Source organism: Companilactobacillus paralimentarius, from assembly GCF_963227125.1.
Taxonomy (GTDB): Bacteria; Bacillota; Bacilli; order Lactobacillales; family Lactobacillaceae; genus Companilactobacillus; species Companilactobacillus paralimentarius.
The window spans coordinates 2,440,372-2,457,679 of the sequence record NZ_OY724131.1; the positions used below are offsets into that span (position 1 = coordinate 2,440,372).

16 protein-coding genes are annotated in these 17,308 nt (G+C 34.9%); 2 read left to right on the forward strand and 14 right to left on the reverse strand.

Annotated features, from left to right (window positions below; genetic code table 11):
• Positions 1 to 31: 31 nt before the first annotated feature.
• From ACI6PB_RS12020 to ACI6PB_RS12040, 5 genes are all read right to left on the reverse strand, one after another.
• On the reverse strand, positions 32 to 166 hold the full coding sequence (locus tag ACI6PB_RS12020) for a hypothetical protein (RefSeq protein ID WP_264372430.1): 135 nt from the start codon (positions 164 to 166) through the stop codon (positions 32 to 34).
• Between the two features lie 211 nt (positions 167 to 377).
• The gene (locus tag ACI6PB_RS12025; RefSeq protein WP_404327477.1) at positions 378 to 1,841 is read right to left on the reverse strand and encodes an MFS transporter; all 1,464 of its coding nucleotides are present in this window, start codon (positions 1,839 to 1,841) and stop codon (positions 378 to 380) included.
• A gap of 170 nt (positions 1,842 to 2,011) precedes the next feature.
• A complete protein-coding gene (locus ACI6PB_RS12030; protein ID WP_056954826.1) occupies positions 2,012 to 2,941 on the reverse strand; it encodes a hypothetical protein in 930 nt (309 codons plus the stop codon).
• Positions 2,942 to 2,967: 26 nt separating this feature from the next.
• Positions 2,968 to 4,314 (reverse strand): PTS sugar transporter subunit IIC, encoded by a 1,347-nt coding sequence (locus tag ACI6PB_RS12035; RefSeq protein ID WP_025085133.1) that lies wholly within the window; start codon positions 4,312 to 4,314, stop codon positions 2,968 to 2,970.
• A gap of 313 nt (positions 4,315 to 4,627) precedes the next feature.
• Positions 4,628 to 5,275, reverse strand: a complete 648-nt coding sequence (locus ACI6PB_RS12040; RefSeq protein ID WP_025085812.1) for an NAD(P)H-binding protein — start codon at positions 5,273 to 5,275, stop codon at positions 4,628 to 4,630.
• Between the two features lie 219 nt (positions 5,276 to 5,494).
• Here ACI6PB_RS12040 and ACI6PB_RS12045 point away from each other — a divergent pair, with 219 nt between their 5' ends.
• Both ACI6PB_RS12045 and ACI6PB_RS12050 read left to right on the forward strand, forming a co-directional pair.
• Positions 5,495 to 5,920, forward strand: coding sequence for a MarR family winged helix-turn-helix transcriptional regulator (locus tag ACI6PB_RS12045; protein WP_025085811.1), 426 nt, complete (start codon positions 5,495 to 5,497; stop codon positions 5,918 to 5,920).
• 4 nt (positions 5,921 to 5,924) lie between these two features.
• Positions 5,925 to 6,863: a nucleoside hydrolase gene (locus ACI6PB_RS12050; protein WP_025085810.1), complete on the forward strand. Its 939-nt coding sequence runs from the start codon at positions 5,925 to 5,927 to the stop codon at positions 6,861 to 6,863.
• Between the two features lie 58 nt (positions 6,864 to 6,921).
• Here ACI6PB_RS12050 and ACI6PB_RS12055 read toward each other — a convergent pair whose 3' ends face one another.
• The 9 genes from ACI6PB_RS12055 to walK all read right to left on the reverse strand — a co-directional run bounded on the left by ACI6PB_RS12055 (position 6,922) and on the right by walK (position 17,182).
• Positions 6,922 to 7,272, reverse strand: a complete 351-nt coding sequence (locus tag ACI6PB_RS12055) for a bacteriocin immunity protein (protein WP_309510647.1) — start codon at positions 7,270 to 7,272, stop codon at positions 6,922 to 6,924.
• A gap of 665 nt (positions 7,273 to 7,937) precedes the next feature.
• Positions 7,938 to 8,093 (reverse strand): helix-turn-helix transcriptional regulator, encoded by a 156-nt coding sequence (locus ACI6PB_RS12060; protein WP_081784542.1) that lies wholly within the window; start codon positions 8,091 to 8,093, stop codon positions 7,938 to 7,940.
• A gap of 161 nt (positions 8,094 to 8,254) precedes the next feature.
• A complete protein-coding gene (locus tag ACI6PB_RS12065) occupies positions 8,255 to 9,871 on the reverse strand; it encodes an SLAP domain-containing protein (protein WP_025085808.1) in 1,617 nt (538 codons plus the stop codon).
• Between the two features lie 148 nt (positions 9,872 to 10,019).
• A complete protein-coding gene (rlmH, locus tag ACI6PB_RS12070; protein WP_025085807.1) occupies positions 10,020 to 10,499 on the reverse strand; it encodes a 23S rRNA (pseudouridine(1915)-N(3))-methyltransferase RlmH in 480 nt (159 codons plus the stop codon).
• A 394-nt stretch (positions 10,500 to 10,893) separates the two neighbouring features.
• A complete protein-coding gene (locus tag ACI6PB_RS12075; protein WP_404327478.1) occupies positions 10,894 to 12,279 on the reverse strand; it encodes a S1C family serine protease in 1,386 nt (461 codons plus the stop codon).
• Positions 12,280 to 12,368: 89 nt separating this feature from the next.
• The gene (locus ACI6PB_RS12080) at positions 12,369 to 13,193 is read right to left on the reverse strand and encodes an MBL fold metallo-hydrolase (protein WP_227005313.1); all 825 of its coding nucleotides are present in this window, start codon (positions 13,191 to 13,193) and stop codon (positions 12,369 to 12,371) included.
• A complete protein-coding gene (locus ACI6PB_RS12085) occupies positions 13,165 to 13,980 on the reverse strand; it encodes a two-component system regulatory protein YycI (RefSeq protein ID WP_025085804.1) in 816 nt (271 codons plus the stop codon). Before ACI6PB_RS12085 ends, ACI6PB_RS12080 begins: the two co-directional genes overlap by 29 nt.
• Entirely contained in the window at positions 13,981 to 15,294 is a 1,314-nt protein-coding gene (locus tag ACI6PB_RS12090; protein ID WP_404327479.1) for a YycH family regulatory protein, read from the reverse strand. It abuts the gene before it with no gap.
• Positions 15,284 to 17,182 carry a cell wall metabolism sensor histidine kinase WalK gene (gene walK, locus ACI6PB_RS12095; RefSeq protein WP_056955973.1) on the reverse strand — a complete coding sequence of 633 codons (1,899 nt, stop codon included), beginning with the start codon at positions 17,180 to 17,182 and terminating at the stop codon, positions 15,284 to 15,286. Before walK ends, ACI6PB_RS12090 begins: the two co-directional genes overlap by 11 nt.
• Positions 17,183 to 17,308 lie beyond the last annotated feature (126 nt).

Consider the following 17,308-nt stretch of genomic DNA (forward strand, 5'->3'; position numbering starts at 1 on the left):
CAGATTAAATCTGTCAGCTCTTTTTGTCTAATTATTTAGATTCTTTTGCGTCGCGACCTCTTAGGAAGTCAAGAACAGCTTGTGTATGGGCACGTTTTTCTGCACCATTTTTTTGGTTTACAGGACGGCGGTGGCCAGTCATACCTTTATGTGTATTTTGTGACATCTAAAAACCCTCCTTCCCGTTACAATTTAACTTATCTTATTAACCCTATTATTGTAAAGGAATTATAAATATATTTCAACCATTTTTTGTGTTGAATTTCAAGTAAAATTACCAGAAATATTTCACAATTACTATGTTGAAATAGAAAATCCCGACTGAACGAAATATGTCAGCCGAGATTAAACAAGTATCAATTGTTTTCTATTTTTTATTACTCTGTAACAGCTTCTTTGTCTTTAGAAGTTGCTTCTTCTGTTTCTTCAACATCAACAGTTTCCTTGCTCTTATTGTGAACACGGAAAGCCAAGATGAATCCGAAGACAGCTAAAATCAATGTAAACATGAATCCATAATGAGCACCGTTAGTGAAGGCTAATTTTGCTGAATGTCCACCATTAGCAAAGTAGTTAGCTTGACCTGTACTCAAAAGAATTGTGGCAATACCAGTTGCTACGGCACCAATAACTTGTTGGAAAGTATTGATGATAGCAGAACCATCTGCGGATTGATATGCATCCAATGAGTTGAGTCCATATGTTTGTGAGGGTGACATAGCCAATGGAACACCGATCATCAAAACAATATGGGCTACAATGATATAACCTAAAGAACTATTTGAATTACTAAATAGGAACATTGCTGAACCAACGATAGAAATTAGGAAGCCTAAACGAGACATCATCTTAGCACCAATTTTATCGTAGGCACGACCTGCACCAAATGAAACGATAGCATTGATAATACCACCTGGTAACATTACAACACCAGTTAAGGCTACAGCGATACCTAAACCATTTTGTAAGTACATAGGTAGTAAGTACATAGCTGACAATGTAATACCAAAGTTTAACATAACTAGAACTGAACCCGTTAAGAATTCTGGAGTTTTCAAAACCGAGAAATCCAAAGTTGGAGTCTTGGCATGCAATTGTTGTCTGATATAGATAACTAAGAAAATGATACCTACGATCAAGGCAACCAATGCTGTAGCGATGTTTTTGCTCAAGAAACTGATACCAAAAACAATCAAACCAAAACTGATAGTTGAAAGAGCAATAGCTAACCAATCAACTTTTGGTTTAGTTACTTCAAATACGTTAGTCAAATTCTTTTCCATAATGACCAAACCGATCAATAGGAAAACGATAAATGACCAGAAAATATATCTCCATGACAATGCACCCAAGATAATACCTGAAATTGTAGGTCCAATAGCTGGGGCAAACATAATAACTAGAGCAGCCATACCTAGAGCGGCACCTAGTTTATCAGGTGGGAAGATTCTCATAGCAATTGAAAACATAAGTGGCAAAATAATTCCGGTAGCGATACCTTGGATCATTCTACCTGCCAAAAGCATTGGGAAATTCATTGCTAATGCGGAAATTGCTGAACCAACGATGAAGTCCAACAAACCAAATCTAACTAATCCCCTAGTTGAGAAGTGTTTTGTTAACAAACTAGAAAGCGGTAAAACAATTGCAATTACAAGCATATAACATGTAACTAGCCACTGTGCTGTTCCTGTTTCGATATTAAAAGCTTTCATGATTGATGGAAGGGCAATATTCAATGAAGTTTCACTAAACATTCCTACAAATCCACCGATTAAGACACCCAATAGTGACAAGATTGGATGTTCGGGTCTTGTATTAATTTTTTGAGATTGACTCATAATTTTCCTCCAAATTGTTGCAACAGTGGATTAATATACCAGAAAAAAATTATTTTCGTAAGTGTTTTCTGAAATTTCTTTATGTTTTTCATTAAAATAGGTAAAAAAGTGAAAAAAATAGGGATGTTACTAGGTATTAAAACCTAATAACATCCCTATTGAATTAATTTCTATCTATTAATGGAACGTGCCATACGAACAATTGCATGGCGTTCACCACGAATAGCTTTACTCATTGCAAAGATATTTTCAAATGGTGATTGAATTCCCCAAGCAGCATCACCGACGTGTTGAATATCTACACCATCGATCTTGTTTCTGATGGCTACATTTTCGATATAGCTACTACCTGATCCTTCTTGGCTAGTTCCAATTGTACTCATAACAAGTGCACCTTTATCATGAGCCAACTTAACAACTTCTTTAAGTTCAGCATCATCAAAACCAGGCACCGTTCCTACAGCGGGAACCAAAATCACATCAGCTCCGGCTTCAAGAAAGGCATTTACGGATTCTTCACTGACAACTGGTTCATCAACCCCGGCTCCATGCATCTTTCCAGCAATAACTAGGCCATGGAAGTTCTTCTTTGCCACTTTGATGTTGGCAGCAATCTGAGCGTTGGTAACACCTGTACCTGGATTACCAGTCAAGACAACGAAGTTGAAACCTAGCTTTTCTACTTCCTGCAAAGTTTTTTCACTTGCCATACGGCCTTCAGGAATAATTAAGCGATCTTCGGCCATTTTAGCGTTAGGATCAACTGGTTCCAAGTTAACACCAATTGGACGTCCAACTAATTTTTGAAGACGATGAATACTTTCACCATCATGATGAGCTTTAGCAGTAGCCAAAGTTTCTTCACCAGGATAAAGTCCCAAGATAATTGGATTCAATACATCCAATCCGTTGAGTAAAATCAAATCGGCTCCAAAGGCAGCAGCGATTTCTGAAGTTGTGATACCGTCCATTGGTTCATGACCAACAACATTTTCACTCAAAACAACTCGACCTTCACTGGCTTTGATACTTTGCTTCAATTCGGCTCCGTCCATTGCTAACATATCGCTGGTATCTGCACTGATTAATCGTTTCACCATATTGAAAATTTCTCCTTTATTTTCTTTTAAGCAACTACTTCTTTACCTGCTTCTTCAATCTTTTGTTGCTTATTCATAGCAATTAAGAATGGGAAGTACATTAGAATATCAAGCACAATATTTACGGCTTGTAGGGCTGATCCAGTCCAACTATTCGTTACTAAGAATCCAGAAATAATTGGAGGCATGGTCCATGAGGCCATTGTACCATTACATAATGGAACTAATCCTGTTGCCATTGCAAAATAAGTTGTAATGGCATTTATACAAGGTGCCACAATAAATGGAATAATTAAAGTGGTGTTTAAAACAACTGGCAAACCAAACATTGTTGGTTCATTGATATTAAAGATACCTGGTGTAATAGTCAAAGGTCCCATAACATCTAATTGTTTACTTGATCTCTTCATAAAGATCAAAATACCAATACCCATAACAAGTCCAATAGTGGCACCACCACCACCCATGTATACGAAGTTATCCATAAATGGTTGAGTAATGATATGAGCATGATGAGCTAAATCAAGATGTCCAGCTTGGAACAATACACGGTTAGCATCAGTATTCATTAACCAAATAGGTGAAATAATTGGATTAATAATATTTCCACCGTGAATACCGATAAACCAGAACAAACTATTAAGCATAATTGCTACAATAGTTCCTCCAAGAGTATCTCCCAAGAGACCTAGTGGTTTGGATAGGATATGGAATAATAGTAAATGAATATTGCCTAATCCTGTCCATGTAAAGATTGCGTAAAGAGCACCAAAAATAGTAATAACTACAGCTCCAGGAATTAAAGCACTGAAACTTTTTGCAACTGCGGGTGGTACTGTGTCTGGTAATTTAATTTGAATATCGTTATTAATAAACCACTGGAAAATCCATCCAGCTAATAATCCTAATAGAATAGCAACAAACAATCCTTGACTTCCTAAGAAGTTGTAAGGCATTCCTTCAACAGGAACTTTATCACCACTCATAATACTTGGTGTTACAACAAAATATGCTGACAAAGCAATAACCCCTGCTGATTTTCCATCAGTTTTATATTGCTCTGCGTAACTTGCAGCGATACCGAAGGCACTAACTAGTCCAATTAAGCCAAATGATCCGTTAACTATCTTGGCAAAAATTGATGCGACAGTTGCTCCCTTAATAGTTGTCTTAGCTAACCAAGCTGTCCATACAGGTATTGGAAAGTTATTGATAACCATGAATAAAGAACCAATGATAATAAGTGGCATTGATATTGCAATACCATCACGAATTGCAATCAAAGGTTTCATTTGCCCTAATTTAACAGCGATTGGCATTAAATGTTTCTCAACAAAGGCCATGAAGCCTCCGCCCTTTTTACTGTTAGCCATAATAATTTGCTCCCTCAAGATTTTTTGCAACCGGTTGCATAAAGAACCTTATCATGATGGTATAGTCCAATCAATAGCAATCTGTTTTTTTCGAAAAAATATATTTTGTATGATTTAAAAATATTGATATTGACATAACAATTTTTATTATAAAAAAGGCGGCTTTACATAACGCCATTGGTTAGCTTTTTCCAACGATTAACTGACTGTGTGAACACAATTTTGCATAACGGTAGGAACTTGTTTTTTTATTTGTGACAACACAAAAAAAGATGTCAAAATCACAGCATGATTTTGACATCTATTCTTTAAATTAATACCAAGCTGGTTTATCACCATCAGTATTTGGCTTATTAACACCAATTGATTCGCGCTTAAATTTGTCAGGGTCTTGAGAAATATCCACAACAATTTGTGCAATTGATCTTCTTGAAACCTCAGTACCCTTGAAATCTTCACCTTTTTGAGTAACTTCATAATCAACTTCTGGCTTATCAGTTAACCAAGCTGGACGAATAATCGTGTAATCCAAGTCAGAATCTTCAATTACTTTGGCAGCTGCGGCGTAATTTGTAATGTAGTCTCCCAAAATATTCTTATTCCATTCACCAAATTTGCCAGGTACTTCATCATAAATACCTAATGTTGAAATCCAAACCAAACGTGTCTTATTAGCAGCATGCATTGCTTCTACAACAGCTTTAGCTTGAGCAGTAATATTTTTACCAGCCAAGTTAGCGTAAACGAGATCAACATCCTTCATTGATTCAACCAAATTTTGAACGTCAGTCGTGTCACCTTCGATTGCCTCAGTTAACTTATCATGTGAATCAACGAAGTCATTAAGACGCTCTGCATCTCTAAGATAGAGTTTCAAACTTGTATCCGTTGTATCAACAAAAATATGTTCTGCCAAACGAGCAATCTTACCATTAGCACCTAAAATTAAAACTTTAGCCATTTATTTTTCCCCCTGTTTTTAGTTTCCATAGTCCAATATAGAGTTCTTTTGAAATTATTACAAAAAATAATTCTCGCTAAATAATTATTATTATAAATCTCAAAAAATCGAAATATTATTAGAAAAATATCAATAATAAATGGTCTTACTTCAAAGATTCCACTGACCATGAAATGTTATAATTGCTTCGTATTCTAAATCTCAAAGGAGGAATTCTTTATGGCGAGTGATGTTGCTCATTTAATCAAAGTTGCATCCAATGAGATCTCCCGTGATATCAATACTTTTGCGCATAAGTATGATTTGACTGGTACTCAAATTCAAATTATTCATTTCGTAGCTCATTGCAAAACTGATACTTATCAAAAAGATATTGAAGAAAATTTCAATATTCGTCGACCCACAGCTACCAATATCATTAAAACAATGGAAAAAAATGATTTGCTCTCACGTGTGCCCGCCAAAAATGATTCACGTTTGAAAACAATTATCCTTTCTGATAAAGCAAAAGAATTATTACCTACCATTGATAAATTCATTGAAGATAACAATCAAAAGATTTTATCTGCCTTAGGAACCTTGGAACGGCATAGTTTCATTCACGCGCTGAAGAAGATTCCCCAAAAACTAAAAAGTGAGGTCTAATTGAATGACAAAAGTAATTATGGATTGTGATCCTGGAATCGATGACGCTATTGCACTAACTGTACTTTTAGCTCATCCTGAAAAAGCTGATTTAATCGGTGTTACCACTGTTGGTGGTAATGTAAAGCTAGATTATGTAACTAAGAATGCTAAGAAACTATTAACTTTCTTAGGTTCGAACGCTGAATTGGCTTCTGGACAAGCAACACCATTGGTTAAACAAGTAGAAACCGCTGGTGAAATTCACGGCAAAACCGGAATGGATGGTTACGATTTCCCTGAAAACAGTCAAGATTACCCATTAGTTAGTCATAACGCCGTTACATACATGTACGATCGTATTTCTAAAAGTGAAGAGAAAGTTAATATAGTTGCCACTGCTCCATTAACTAATGTCGCCTTATTATTGAAGACCTTCCCCGAAGTTAAGAAAAATATCGAACACATCTATATTATGGGTGGCTCGACTCTTCAAGGTAATATTACCTTGGCAGCCGAATTCAATGCTTACGTAGACCCTGAAGCAATGGATATCGTCTTTAACTCTGGACTACCAATCACACTTTCTGGACTCAATCTGACTGAAAATAAAGCCTATTTAACAATGGACGAAATCAACAAAATTAAAGATTTGGGTCGTGTCGGCGTCATGGCCAGTTCAATCCTAAACTTCTATACTAAAGCCGAGTTAGAAAAAGGTATGACTAAAATTCCAATCCACGATGCCTGTGCTGTTATCAGTTTAATTGCTCCCGAGTTATTTACTAAGAGCACTAACTACTCAATGGATGTTTCCTTGAGTAACGACCAATATCGTGGGATGACATATCCTGATCGTAGAACCGACGCTCCACAAAAGAACAGTATCAAAGTTCTCGAAGATGTTGACCGTGAAGCCTTTGTTAAGTTCTTGTTTGATTCAATTCAAAGTTATGAAAAGTAAAAAAATGTTCATACCATATATGTAGTATAAACCCTTTTCTTGAACCGAATATTATAAATTATAACTGATTAAAAAAGTCAGACTTTGTATTAAAACTTGAATAATAAAGACCAGTATTACCAGACTTTTGAGCAATTACGGCTATTTTATCAATAAGTTGCTCTTCTTTTTTTGGAAAATATATCTTCCCCGCAGGACCCATACTGTAGATAAAAGTCGTCAATTTACTTAATAACCTTTCTGGATACTTATTAATATCAATTGTTTTATTTACTTGGACTAAAACGTCTGATATATCTCTTAATTCAGATTTCTGTTGATAGTCTTCTCTGTTAATAATTAAATCATTTAATGCACTAATAAGTGATTTTGCATTTTTAATTTCATTCTCTCTATCAATTTTTTTCATTATTATCCTCCGCTAAACATAAGATAAACAAGCTACTATAAAAAGACTTATTGAGGCTCTGAATTTAAGACATCCTATTGCCCATAAAAAAAAGAGTTCTAATCGTTATAACGATTAGAACCTTTTTTTAATTCTCAAAGTTTATTACAACAATTATCGGAATAAAAGTCTTTACAAACAGTTGACATCTATTTCCGAAGTTTAGATTTAATTGTTTCTGGAATAAAAAGAATAAGCGTAGTTAATGTAATACTAAGTAGAAAATCAAGAAAAATTGCTCCAATTATAATCCCAAAATTCCAGTACATATTTTGGATGATTGCAAGGTTCCCAGTTGCTACGAATAAGATACTATTTAAAACAAAGAATACTATAAAATAAGAAAAAAATTTAAATAAATATTTCAAAGAGTGAAATTCATATCCATTCGAATATGAAACCAAGTAAGAAATTAAGCAAATTAAAAGAATGATTATAACCAAGTGATAGGGTATTTTCCAGTTAGTTAAGAACTGTATAAAAAGAAATATAAAGCTTACCAGCAACAATAAATATAAAAATGTAGTTTTTTTTGAGCTCTAATACCATTCTTTATATGTGTCTGATAATAATCTTCTGCACCACTGCTCTCTTTCATTAAGTCATCAAGAAAAACATGATACATATCACTTATTTTTAATAAGTGTCGTTATATCAGGAAAGCTTCTTCCATTTTCCCACCCTGAGATGGTTTTTCTTGAAACATTAAGAGATTGTGCAAATTTCTCTTGCGTCAATTTATTTTTTTGCCTACATATTTTAATTTTTTTAGAAAATTGCATATTACTCCTTCTTAGTTATTTGGAAAAGATATTTAGTAGTTTATAACTCCACGATCAATGGAATATCTCTCTTGTATGTAGTTATTTAGAAATAAAAAGTTCGATGAGGGATTTTTAAATTCCACATCGAACCTTTTAATTGTGAATAATACTTTCAATAATTATTTATTAATCTTTACAGCAAATTCAGGTTCACTAACAGCGTATGTCTTCAAGTTAAGACCACTATTCAATCTAACTGTAGTGATCCAAACCCATTCGTTTGATGAGATTTGGCCCCAGTATGAACCATATTTATTTACAACTAGCTTAGAAATCTTCCATGATGTGTTAACTGGCAAGGTTTGTCCGTAAGTATTAGTTGATGGATCATATGTCTTTTGAGCAACTGTTGTTGTACCGATTAAACCATTACCTGGTGTTGGAATGCCAGGGTTAGTTGTTGCTGTATTGGTATTAGTGTTAGTAGTCGTGTTGTTTGTTGTTGAAGTAGTTGAACCATTTGATCTAGTAATTGTTAAATCACTAGCTGGAATCCATTCATTGTTACCAACTTCATAATAGATCATACCGTTAGCATTCATGATACGTCCTAATTTCCACTGACTGCCATTTGGAAGAGATGCTCCGGTACTCTTTCCAGCATCATTAACAATAGCTAATTCAGCAGTTGCTGTACCAATCTCACCAGCATCAGGATTAGCAGTTATTTTAACTTCACTATTAGTAGATGTTGATGTTGTAGGTGTTGTTGTAGTTGAAGCAGTCGTATTGCTGCCGTTAATAGTTAAGTTATTGGCAACAACATATTCGTTTGTTCCGACTTCATAGAAGGAAGTACCGTTGATCTTAATAGTCTTACCAAGCTTCCATTGTGTACCTTGGGCCAAAGTCATATTTGTTTCCATTCCATCTGCGGTAACAATACCGGTTCTAGCAATAGTTGTTCCAATTTTTCCAACTGAATCATTAGAACCAGTATCAGTGGTTGATGTTGTTGAAGTTTGTCCATTAACATTTACCAAAGTAGCATCAATATATTCATTAGTTGCAACTTGATACATTTTCTTACTACCGACTGTTATCAAGGTACCTAATTGCCATTGACTACCTTGTGGCAAAGTCATGCCCATTGGTTTTCCATCAGGACCATAAATTGAAGCTGTAGAATTCAAAGTTCCAATCTTTTTAGCTGAAGTATTTGTAGTTGTTTGAGTTTGTTTACCAGCGGCTTGATTACTTGTATCACTAGAAGTCATATTGGTAATAGAACTAGCGGAAATCCATTCGTTAGTAGCTACTTCATAGTAAACAGCACCATTGATAGTAGAGATAGCACCTAATTGCCATTGGCTACCCTTTGGTAAAGTACGGCCGGTATTTTGACCATTACTATTAACGATAGTTGTATTAGCGCCAACAGTGGCAACATTACGAACATCAGCATTGTAGTTAGATGCATATTCATTTAACTTAACGCCATTTTCAGCGATGTCCATTGAGTCAAAAGCAACCCATTCATTGTTACCAACTTGATAATAAGTCTTGCCACGTAATTGCTTAGTTTGACCTAGTTTCCATGAACTAAAGTTAGGCAAAGTTGATTTAGTGATATTACCGTTATCGTCAACGATTTGTCCGCCATCACGTCTAATTGTTCCTACTAATCCAACCAAACCACTAGCTTGGGCAGTTTGTTGTGGAAGAGCGGAAATTGCGGCTGGTGCTAACATAATTGCTACAGCAGAAGCTGCTAAAATCTTTTTACTATTTTTCATTATCTACATCCCCAAAGGAAATTATCTGAGTACTTATTTATTCAACTTTAATTCTAGGAGGAAATTTTTTATTAACAATATATTACCCAAAAACAAAATAAATTCTTAATAAAAAAGCAGCTCATTTTTGAGCCACTCTTGCGTAATTTTATTTGTGATATGTACGATGATTGATAATCATAAATGAACGATAAATTTGTTCGGTCAAAACTAAACGCATCAATTGATGAGGCAAAGTGAATTTACCAAAACAAACACTATAATCAGCTCGTTTTGTGACTTCGGGACTAACTCCAAGTGAACCACCGATGACAAAAGTAATATCACTTGTTCCATATGTGGATAAGTCGTCGATTTTTTTAGCCATTTCTTCTGAAGTTAATTCTTTACCACGCAAATCAAGTAAGATCACATATTCCTTATCTTTGATTTTGCTTAATATTCGTTCACCTTCAATTTGTTTAACCTTTTCATCCTGAGCTTCACTAAGATTTTCTGGAGCCTTCTCATCAGGGCATTCTACTATTTGAAATTTACAGAAAGCTCCCAAACGCTTAGCATATTCAGCAATCCCCGCTTTAAAATACTTTTCTTTTAACTTACCAACGGTAACCATTTTTATATTCATAATTAATAAATCTCCTCAATTAAATATCATACGAAACTATCAGTTAATTGCCAAATGATTTCTAAAATCCGAATTATCATGACAATTTATTTTTGCACCGAAAAATAAAAGTTTGTCTGAATTTGTGTAACAACGTTTCTAGCTGGTATAAAGGCCTTTTAGTCAATAGATATTTTGTATAGCTAAAAGTTATTAACAGCTGTGTGTAAAATTGTGGATAACTTTTCTACAACGTTCTATCACTTTTTTATCGACTTTTACACATTTTATTCACACTTGTGGATAACTCCTGTTGATTAGTCTTTCTTATTACCGAAGAAAATTTAATATATTTAAAAAAATGTTCAAAAAAAGGCGTGAAACTGACATTTGTCCGTTTTCACGCCTTTTTTCATTAATCTGATGTTTTCTTTGTTAAGTGTACTTTGGCCGTATTCAATTTACCATTACGATAGTATTGAATATTTACGGTATCGCCAACTGAATGTGAGTACAAGGCTGTATGTAAGTCTGCAACAGACTTCACGTCCTTATCACCCAACTTCACGATCACATCGTATTTCTTCATACCAGCGGCCTTAGCTACAGAACCACTTGTTGTACTATAGACCACCACACCCTTAGTTACACTACTTGGTAACTTCAAGCTTGATTGTGAATCATCTGTAATTTGATCTAGGTCAAGTACTTTGATACCCAATGAAGGTCTTTCAACCTTACCATTTTCAACCAATTGATTAATGATCTTAACTACTTCATTACTTGGAATGGCGAAGCCCATACCTTCAACTGATGAACCATCAGTACTTGAAGCCAATTTCATTGAATTGATACCAACAATTTGTCCCGCAGCATTAACCAATGGACCACCTGAATTACCGGGGTTGATAGCAGCATCGGTTTGAAGAACAGTTGCTTCACCAGTAGCTTGTCCAGTATTTTGATCTTGAGTTGTTACAGTTCTATTTGTTGCTGAAATAATACCTTGGGTAACTGTTGTAGCATACTCACTACCTAATGGTGAACCAATAGCGATTACTGGATCCCCAGGTGTTACGTTATCTGAGTTACCAAATGAAGCTGTAGCAGGTACTTTACTACCAGGAATCTCCAATACAGCTAAGTCAGTTGTAGAATCAGTACCGACCAATTTAGCGGAAACCTTAGTACCATCTTCAAGAATGATTTCCAAAGAATCTGATCCAGAAACAACGTGGTTATTAGTTACAATATAACCTTTACCATTTTGTTTAGCATAGATCACACCTGATCCTTCACTGTATTCTTGTAACTTACTACTATTAGAAGAACTTGAACTAGAATCAGATGAATTGGAATCTGAAGAATTACTGTCACTTGATTGTGAATTGTCAGAAGAGTTACTGTCACTGCTTCCACTATCGCCAAACAAGTCGCCAAAAATGGATGAAATATCACCATTACTGGATTGTTCTTTTTGTTTTTGAAGATTAATTACGGAAACCACCGCCCCATTAACTTTCTTATAAGCACCTGACATTGAACTAGAAGTGTTCACTTTAGTATTACTTACTTGAGTCGTACCGGCAGTATTTCCAACTGCAGCGGAGTTTGAGGAGTTATTACTACCACCGAAGTAAGTGAACCCTGCGAAGGCAATAACAACACCTAAAGCGGCAGAAATAAAAGCTAAAATTCCTGTCTTAAGTAAAGAATTGTTGCTAGATTCCTTGCCATTAGAACTACGCTTCTTTTCTTCTACTCTTGATTCAGATTTGTCTTTTTTTTCATCGTTATTCATGTAATTATTCACTCCCCATATTTTTTATCTATAATATAACTTTCAATTATGAAAAAATTATGAACCACATATGATTTATTTATAAAATTCTACAATGCAATCAACGGATCAGCCACAGCCGGATCAGTATCGTTGATTTTAAAATCATGTCCAACCGCAAAATCGTGATCTTCCAAAACTTGTGTAACTTCCGTACGAGCGACTTGCTTAGTGTTATTTTCATGACTCAAGTGGCCTAAATAAATCTGTTTAGTATTATTACCAATAACGTCCATCAACGTGTGAGCACCATCTTCATTTGAAAGATGACCTTTTTCACTAAGAATTCTTTGCTTCAATGGCCATGGATAAAAGCCTTCGCGTAACATTTCTACATCATGATTACATTCCAACAAATAGCCATCGGCATTCTCAATAGTCTTTTGAACTCTTTCAGAAACATAACCAGTATCAGTTAAAATAACGAATTCTTTACCATTATGATAAAACTTATAAAATTGTGGATCAGCTGCATCGTGCGAAACGGCGAAACTTTCAATATCTAAATCATCTAAAGACATAATCTTATTGTGTTCAAAGACATTGATTTCATCTTCAGGTACTTTACCGATTTTTGGCAACATTGCTTGCCAAGTTTTTTGATTGGCATAAACGTTCAGATTATATCTTCTAGCTAAAACACCGACACCTTTAATATGATCCGTGTGTTCATGTGTCACAAACAATGAATCAACGGTATTAATATCTTTACCGATACTCTCCATCGCCTCTTTAATCTTTTTACCTGAAAGACCTGCATCGACTAAAACGTGATGTTTCGGAGTTTCAATATATGTAGCGTTACCTGAGCTGCTGCTAGCAAGCACACTAATTTTTAAACTATCATCATTGGGCATTGTAACCGTTATCTCCATTTGCTGAATTCTTTATAATATTGCCCGTAAAGGCATTAACCTTCTTAATAGAACTAACTTTACTATCTTTATTTCTAATCGTTACAAACCAAACTGGAATGTAAATAGTGCTATTCTTGGCTACCAATAACTTCGTATATGCTAAGTTAGCATAAGAAATCCTGGAATTATTTGGTATTTCGGAATTAGCATACAAATTAGTAATAACTTCTTTTTCACTCTTGATTGTTTGGCTTTCGTGCAAAATAATCATCGACTTAACATGAGTTTGAGTATAACTAACAACCCGACCACTTTCAATTGTAAAGGTCAGCTGACAAGTCTTATCATAAATTTCACCTAACTTGGAAGTTCCCACATAAACCATTTGTGAAGTCGTCGATAATTGTGGAGCGTATTTATAATCACTGCCAAACAACACATTTGAATCTTTCTTAATGAACTTATCCATTACTTTTTGTCTGTCTCCAGTTGTAACGGCAATAGTACTGTTTAAACTACTTGTGAGTTTACGACTAGTTTCGTCATACTGAACTTCTTGATTACGCAACTTATTAACGTTTTGAGCCAAAGAATTATCTGGCTGCGAACCTAAATAATAAGCACTACCATTCTTGGTATCTAAAGTTCCAAAACTGATATTGCGTTTTCTCATTTCTGTAACGGTTGAAGTATTAGTACTGGAACTGCTGACTAACTGTTGACTGTTTCGAAAAGATAGGAATAAAAAGATATCTAATGAGAAAAAAACGATTAAGAAAATTGCTTCAATTCTTCTAAAATCCATCTATTCATCCTCCGCAGTTTCATTTGCCCAATCGCTATATGGTTTCCAATGATTTTCGATCTTAATGTAATAAGTTGGCTTCAAATCGACAACTTTTTCATTATCGGCCTCACTTTCCCATTGATATCCAACTTCAATATCTTGGACATCGTTGGGTGAATAACCTGATTTTTCAAGGCCTTTGAAAATATCACTTGTTGATTTCAATTTAGTTGAGGCCTGATCTGAAGGAACTGGGACTTCTAGTACTTTATTTAAGAAATGTTCTGTACTACCTTTACGGCTGAATTTAATCTTAATTGAACCGAATTCACTCTTCTTAAAGATAGGGAATCCTTCAACATATTCTCTGAAGACAAGATTTTTTTCTTTCCAATTGGAACTGTATAAACGCAGGTTAGAAATAGAATTTTGAAGATTAACTACCTTCTGATAACCACGTTGCAAGAAAGCCAACTGTGTCTTAGGAACAGATGTATCTGTATAATCTTCAAAACTCAATTCACCAGAATTATGATCTGAAACCAAACGCTTAGACTCACCATAATTATAAGTGTAAACACCATTGTCCTCAGATGTTACCAATCCATTGGTATTTGAATCAAATAAAGCTGTTGTATACTCGCCATCATCTTTACTACTAACAACATACGAGTAAGATTTCAATTTGATAGGTTCCGTATAGAAAGTGAAAACACCATGTTTCATAATATTTAGACGAATTTTCAAATTGATATTAGACTTTTTAATTAATTTAGAAATAGGCTTTGATGTTGCATTTCTAACCGGAGCCTTGTAAACAGCGTAATTACTATCATTAGCTAAATAGATATTATTATCTTTTTTATCTTTCAAGTTGATCAAGATTCGATTGAACGAATATGATTTGTCATTACGCAAACTATTATTATTGAGCAAATAACCCAAAATACTAGTTGAAACTGAAGTTGGATAAACTAATTGAATAACATCCTTCGATTGAATAACCTTTTGATAGTAGGCGCCATCTTTTTTGGAAACCAATTTAGGACTATCAATTTTCCAATCTTGCATAATCTTCTGAATACTTAAAGCAATATTATCGTTACTGTTATAAATTAACTTTTGATCCTGACCATCATGCCAAATTACTGATGTGGCACTAATAACTTGGTTGATTGGCACTTCATTTTTGTTCGATTGTGTCGACGTAACGTCGATATTGCGTCCTCGTTGATAACGGGCTGTATTCGTCCATATAAAGAATGAGAGTACGATACTCGTTATAACGGCAATGACTAATAAGATCTGAATGATCAAGCGACTAAACTTCATCCCATTCTCCTCCTGTCTCGTTAGGGTCAAATGGTAAGGAAATGTAGAACGTTGATCCCTTACCTTCGGCACTATTTACCCAAATTCTACCTTTGTGTTGTTCAACAATTTCTTTGGAGATAGAAAGTCCAAGTCCAGTACCACCTTGTTTTCTAGAACGTGCTTTATCAACACGATAGAAACGCTCGAAGACCTTCTTGATATCTTTTCTAGGAATACCCAATCCCTCATCAGAAATACTAATAATAATATGCTTATTAGTTTCCAATAAACGACATGTAATAACACCACCATCTGGTGAGTACTTGATAGCATTATTCATAATATTATCAATTACCTGTGTCATCTTATCAGTATCAATTTCCACCCACAAATCTTTGCTAGTAAAAATACGTTTGATTCGATAATTCTTGGCAATCTTAGAACCATTTTCTTTAGCATCAGCCTTCTCTTTTTTCAACATCATATCAAAACGATCCAGAATATATGAGAAGAATTCGTTAAAGTTAACTAATTCTTTGTCCAATTTCGAACGACCTTGATCCATTCGTGACAAACTCAATAGATCTTTGATCATTCGGATCATACGATCAGTTTCCTCGGCAGTAACACCCAAGAACTGTGGTGCCAATTTTTGATCTTTCCAAGCACCATTATTCAAAGCATCAATGTAACTGCTGATACTAGTCAACGGTGTTCTCAATTCATGAGAAACGTTGGAAACGAACTGACGACGCTCACTATCAATCTTTTGTTGTTCAGTGACATCATGTAGAACACAAACCATACCACTAATGAAGCCACTGTTTCTTTGAATCAATGAAAAATCAGCGTTCAAAATCAATGAGTTGTCACCATTGGCATCATCATAATCTTCATTCGAATCATTAGTTTCAATTACCATCGGATCAGGGTTCTCCAACAAATCGTCAAAACTCGTCCGATCTTTAATCCCCAAAATATCAACTAATGGTTGACCAATGGCCTCATCTTCATCTTTATCCAAAAATTCTTGAGCCATTTCGTTAATAACCGTTATGTTACCGAGACGATTTGTCGCGATAACACCATCGGACATTTGTGTCAAAACGCTATCCAGCCTTCGTCGTTCGGATTCCGAATTCTCGGTCGCTTCTTCGACTTTAACCGACAGGTCATTAACAGCCATAGCCAATTGTCCTAACTCATCAGGCGAATAAACACGAACCTGACCAGAATAGTCTCCTTCGGCCATACGAACAGCCTGTTGCTTCATTTCATCGATTGGTCTGGTAATTGCTCGGGAAATGAAAATAGCGATCACAGCACCTAAAAGTCCAGCCACTAGTGAAGCCGTTAGGAAGATCAAAATAATGTTATTAATACCGGTATAAACTGATTCCATACTGGCACGAACATAAATTGCTCCCACAACTGTACTATTATCTGGAGATGTCACCGGTACTATCGATTCGTAAGAACTACCATTATCTCTTTCGTAATAAATCTGTGTAATTCTCTTATCAGTCCGAATACTTTGTTTGATATTATCCTTCAAAGTTTGCGTACCAATAATACTATTACTTTCGGAATCCTTGGCCCCTACAATAATTCCGCTTCGATCAATAACCTGTACGTCAGTAATATCAGTACTAACTCGCGAATAATCTTGAATTGCATTACTGATATTATCACGCGTATGATCATCATTATCAGTCAAATTTTCTGAAATTTGATTCAGTGTGTACGCTGGAATAGAAACAGAAGTTTCAAAATTTGCCACGTTCTGATCTTCCAATTGACGTACAAAATAGGCCCCAATGATTTCAATTGTGACTATAAGAATCAAGATAAAAGATAATCCGATTTTAAAATTAATTGAATGTAAAAAAGCAAATCTATTTTTCACAATACTTCCACCTAAACAATACAGACTTAGCTATATTATACAGCTATCCAGATAACAAAAAAACTGACTGACATTTTTATATGCCAATCAGTTTCTTTATTTTATTTTTATTTTCAATGATGAAAT

What these genes read in the sequence shown, in the direction of transcription:
- ACI6PB_RS12080 (WP_227005313.1), bottom strand. Translation starts at nt 13,193, where the DNA reads ATGGAGATAACGGTTACAATGCCCAATGATGATAGTTTAAAAATTAGT.
- ACI6PB_RS12050 (WP_025085810.1), top strand. Translation starts at nt 5,925, where the DNA reads ATGACAAAAGTAATTATGGATTGTGATCCTGGAATCGATGACGCTATT.
- ACI6PB_RS12020 (WP_264372430.1), bottom strand. Translation starts at nt 166, where the DNA reads ATGTCACAAAATACACATAAAGGTATGACTGGCCACCGCCGTCCTGTA.
- ACI6PB_RS12090 (WP_404327479.1), bottom strand. Translation starts at nt 15,294, where the DNA reads ATGAAGTTTAGTCGCTTGATCATTCAGATCTTATTAGTCATTGCCGTT.
- ACI6PB_RS12045 (WP_025085811.1), top strand. Translation starts at nt 5,495, where the DNA reads ATGGCGAGTGATGTTGCTCATTTAATCAAAGTTGCATCCAATGAGATC.
- ACI6PB_RS12025 (WP_404327477.1), bottom strand. Translation starts at nt 1,841, where the DNA reads ATGAGTCAATCTCAAAAAATTAATACAAGACCCGAACATCCAATCTTG.
- ACI6PB_RS12055 (WP_309510647.1), bottom strand. Translation starts at nt 7,272, where the DNA reads ATGAAAAAAATTGATAGAGAGAATGAAATTAAAAATGCAAAATCACTT.
- rlmH (WP_025085807.1), bottom strand. Translation starts at nt 10,499, where the DNA reads ATGAATATAAAAATGGTTACCGTTGGTAAGTTAAAAGAAAAGTATTTT.
- ACI6PB_RS12035 (WP_025085133.1), bottom strand. Translation starts at nt 4,314, where the DNA reads ATGGCTAACAGTAAAAAGGGCGGAGGCTTCATGGCCTTTGTTGAGAAA.
- ACI6PB_RS12085 (WP_025085804.1), bottom strand. Translation starts at nt 13,980, where the DNA reads ATGGATTTTAGAAGAATTGAAGCAATTTTCTTAATCGTTTTTTTCTCA.
- ACI6PB_RS12065 (WP_025085808.1), bottom strand. Translation starts at nt 9,871, where the DNA reads ATGAAAAATAGTAAAAAGATTTTAGCAGCTTCTGCTGTAGCAATTATG.
- ACI6PB_RS12030 (WP_056954826.1), bottom strand. Translation starts at nt 2,941, where the DNA reads ATGGTGAAACGATTAATCAGTGCAGATACCAGCGATATGTTAGCAATG.
- ACI6PB_RS12040 (WP_025085812.1), bottom strand. Translation starts at nt 5,275, where the DNA reads ATGGCTAAAGTTTTAATTTTAGGTGCTAATGGTAAGATTGCTCGTTTG.
- ACI6PB_RS12075 (WP_404327478.1), bottom strand. Translation starts at nt 12,279, where the DNA reads ATGAATAACGATGAAAAAAAAGACAAATCTGAATCAAGAGTAGAAGAA.
- ACI6PB_RS12060 (WP_081784542.1), bottom strand. Translation starts at nt 8,093, where the DNA reads ATGCAATTTTCTAAAAAAATTAAAATATGTAGGCAAAAAAATAAATTG.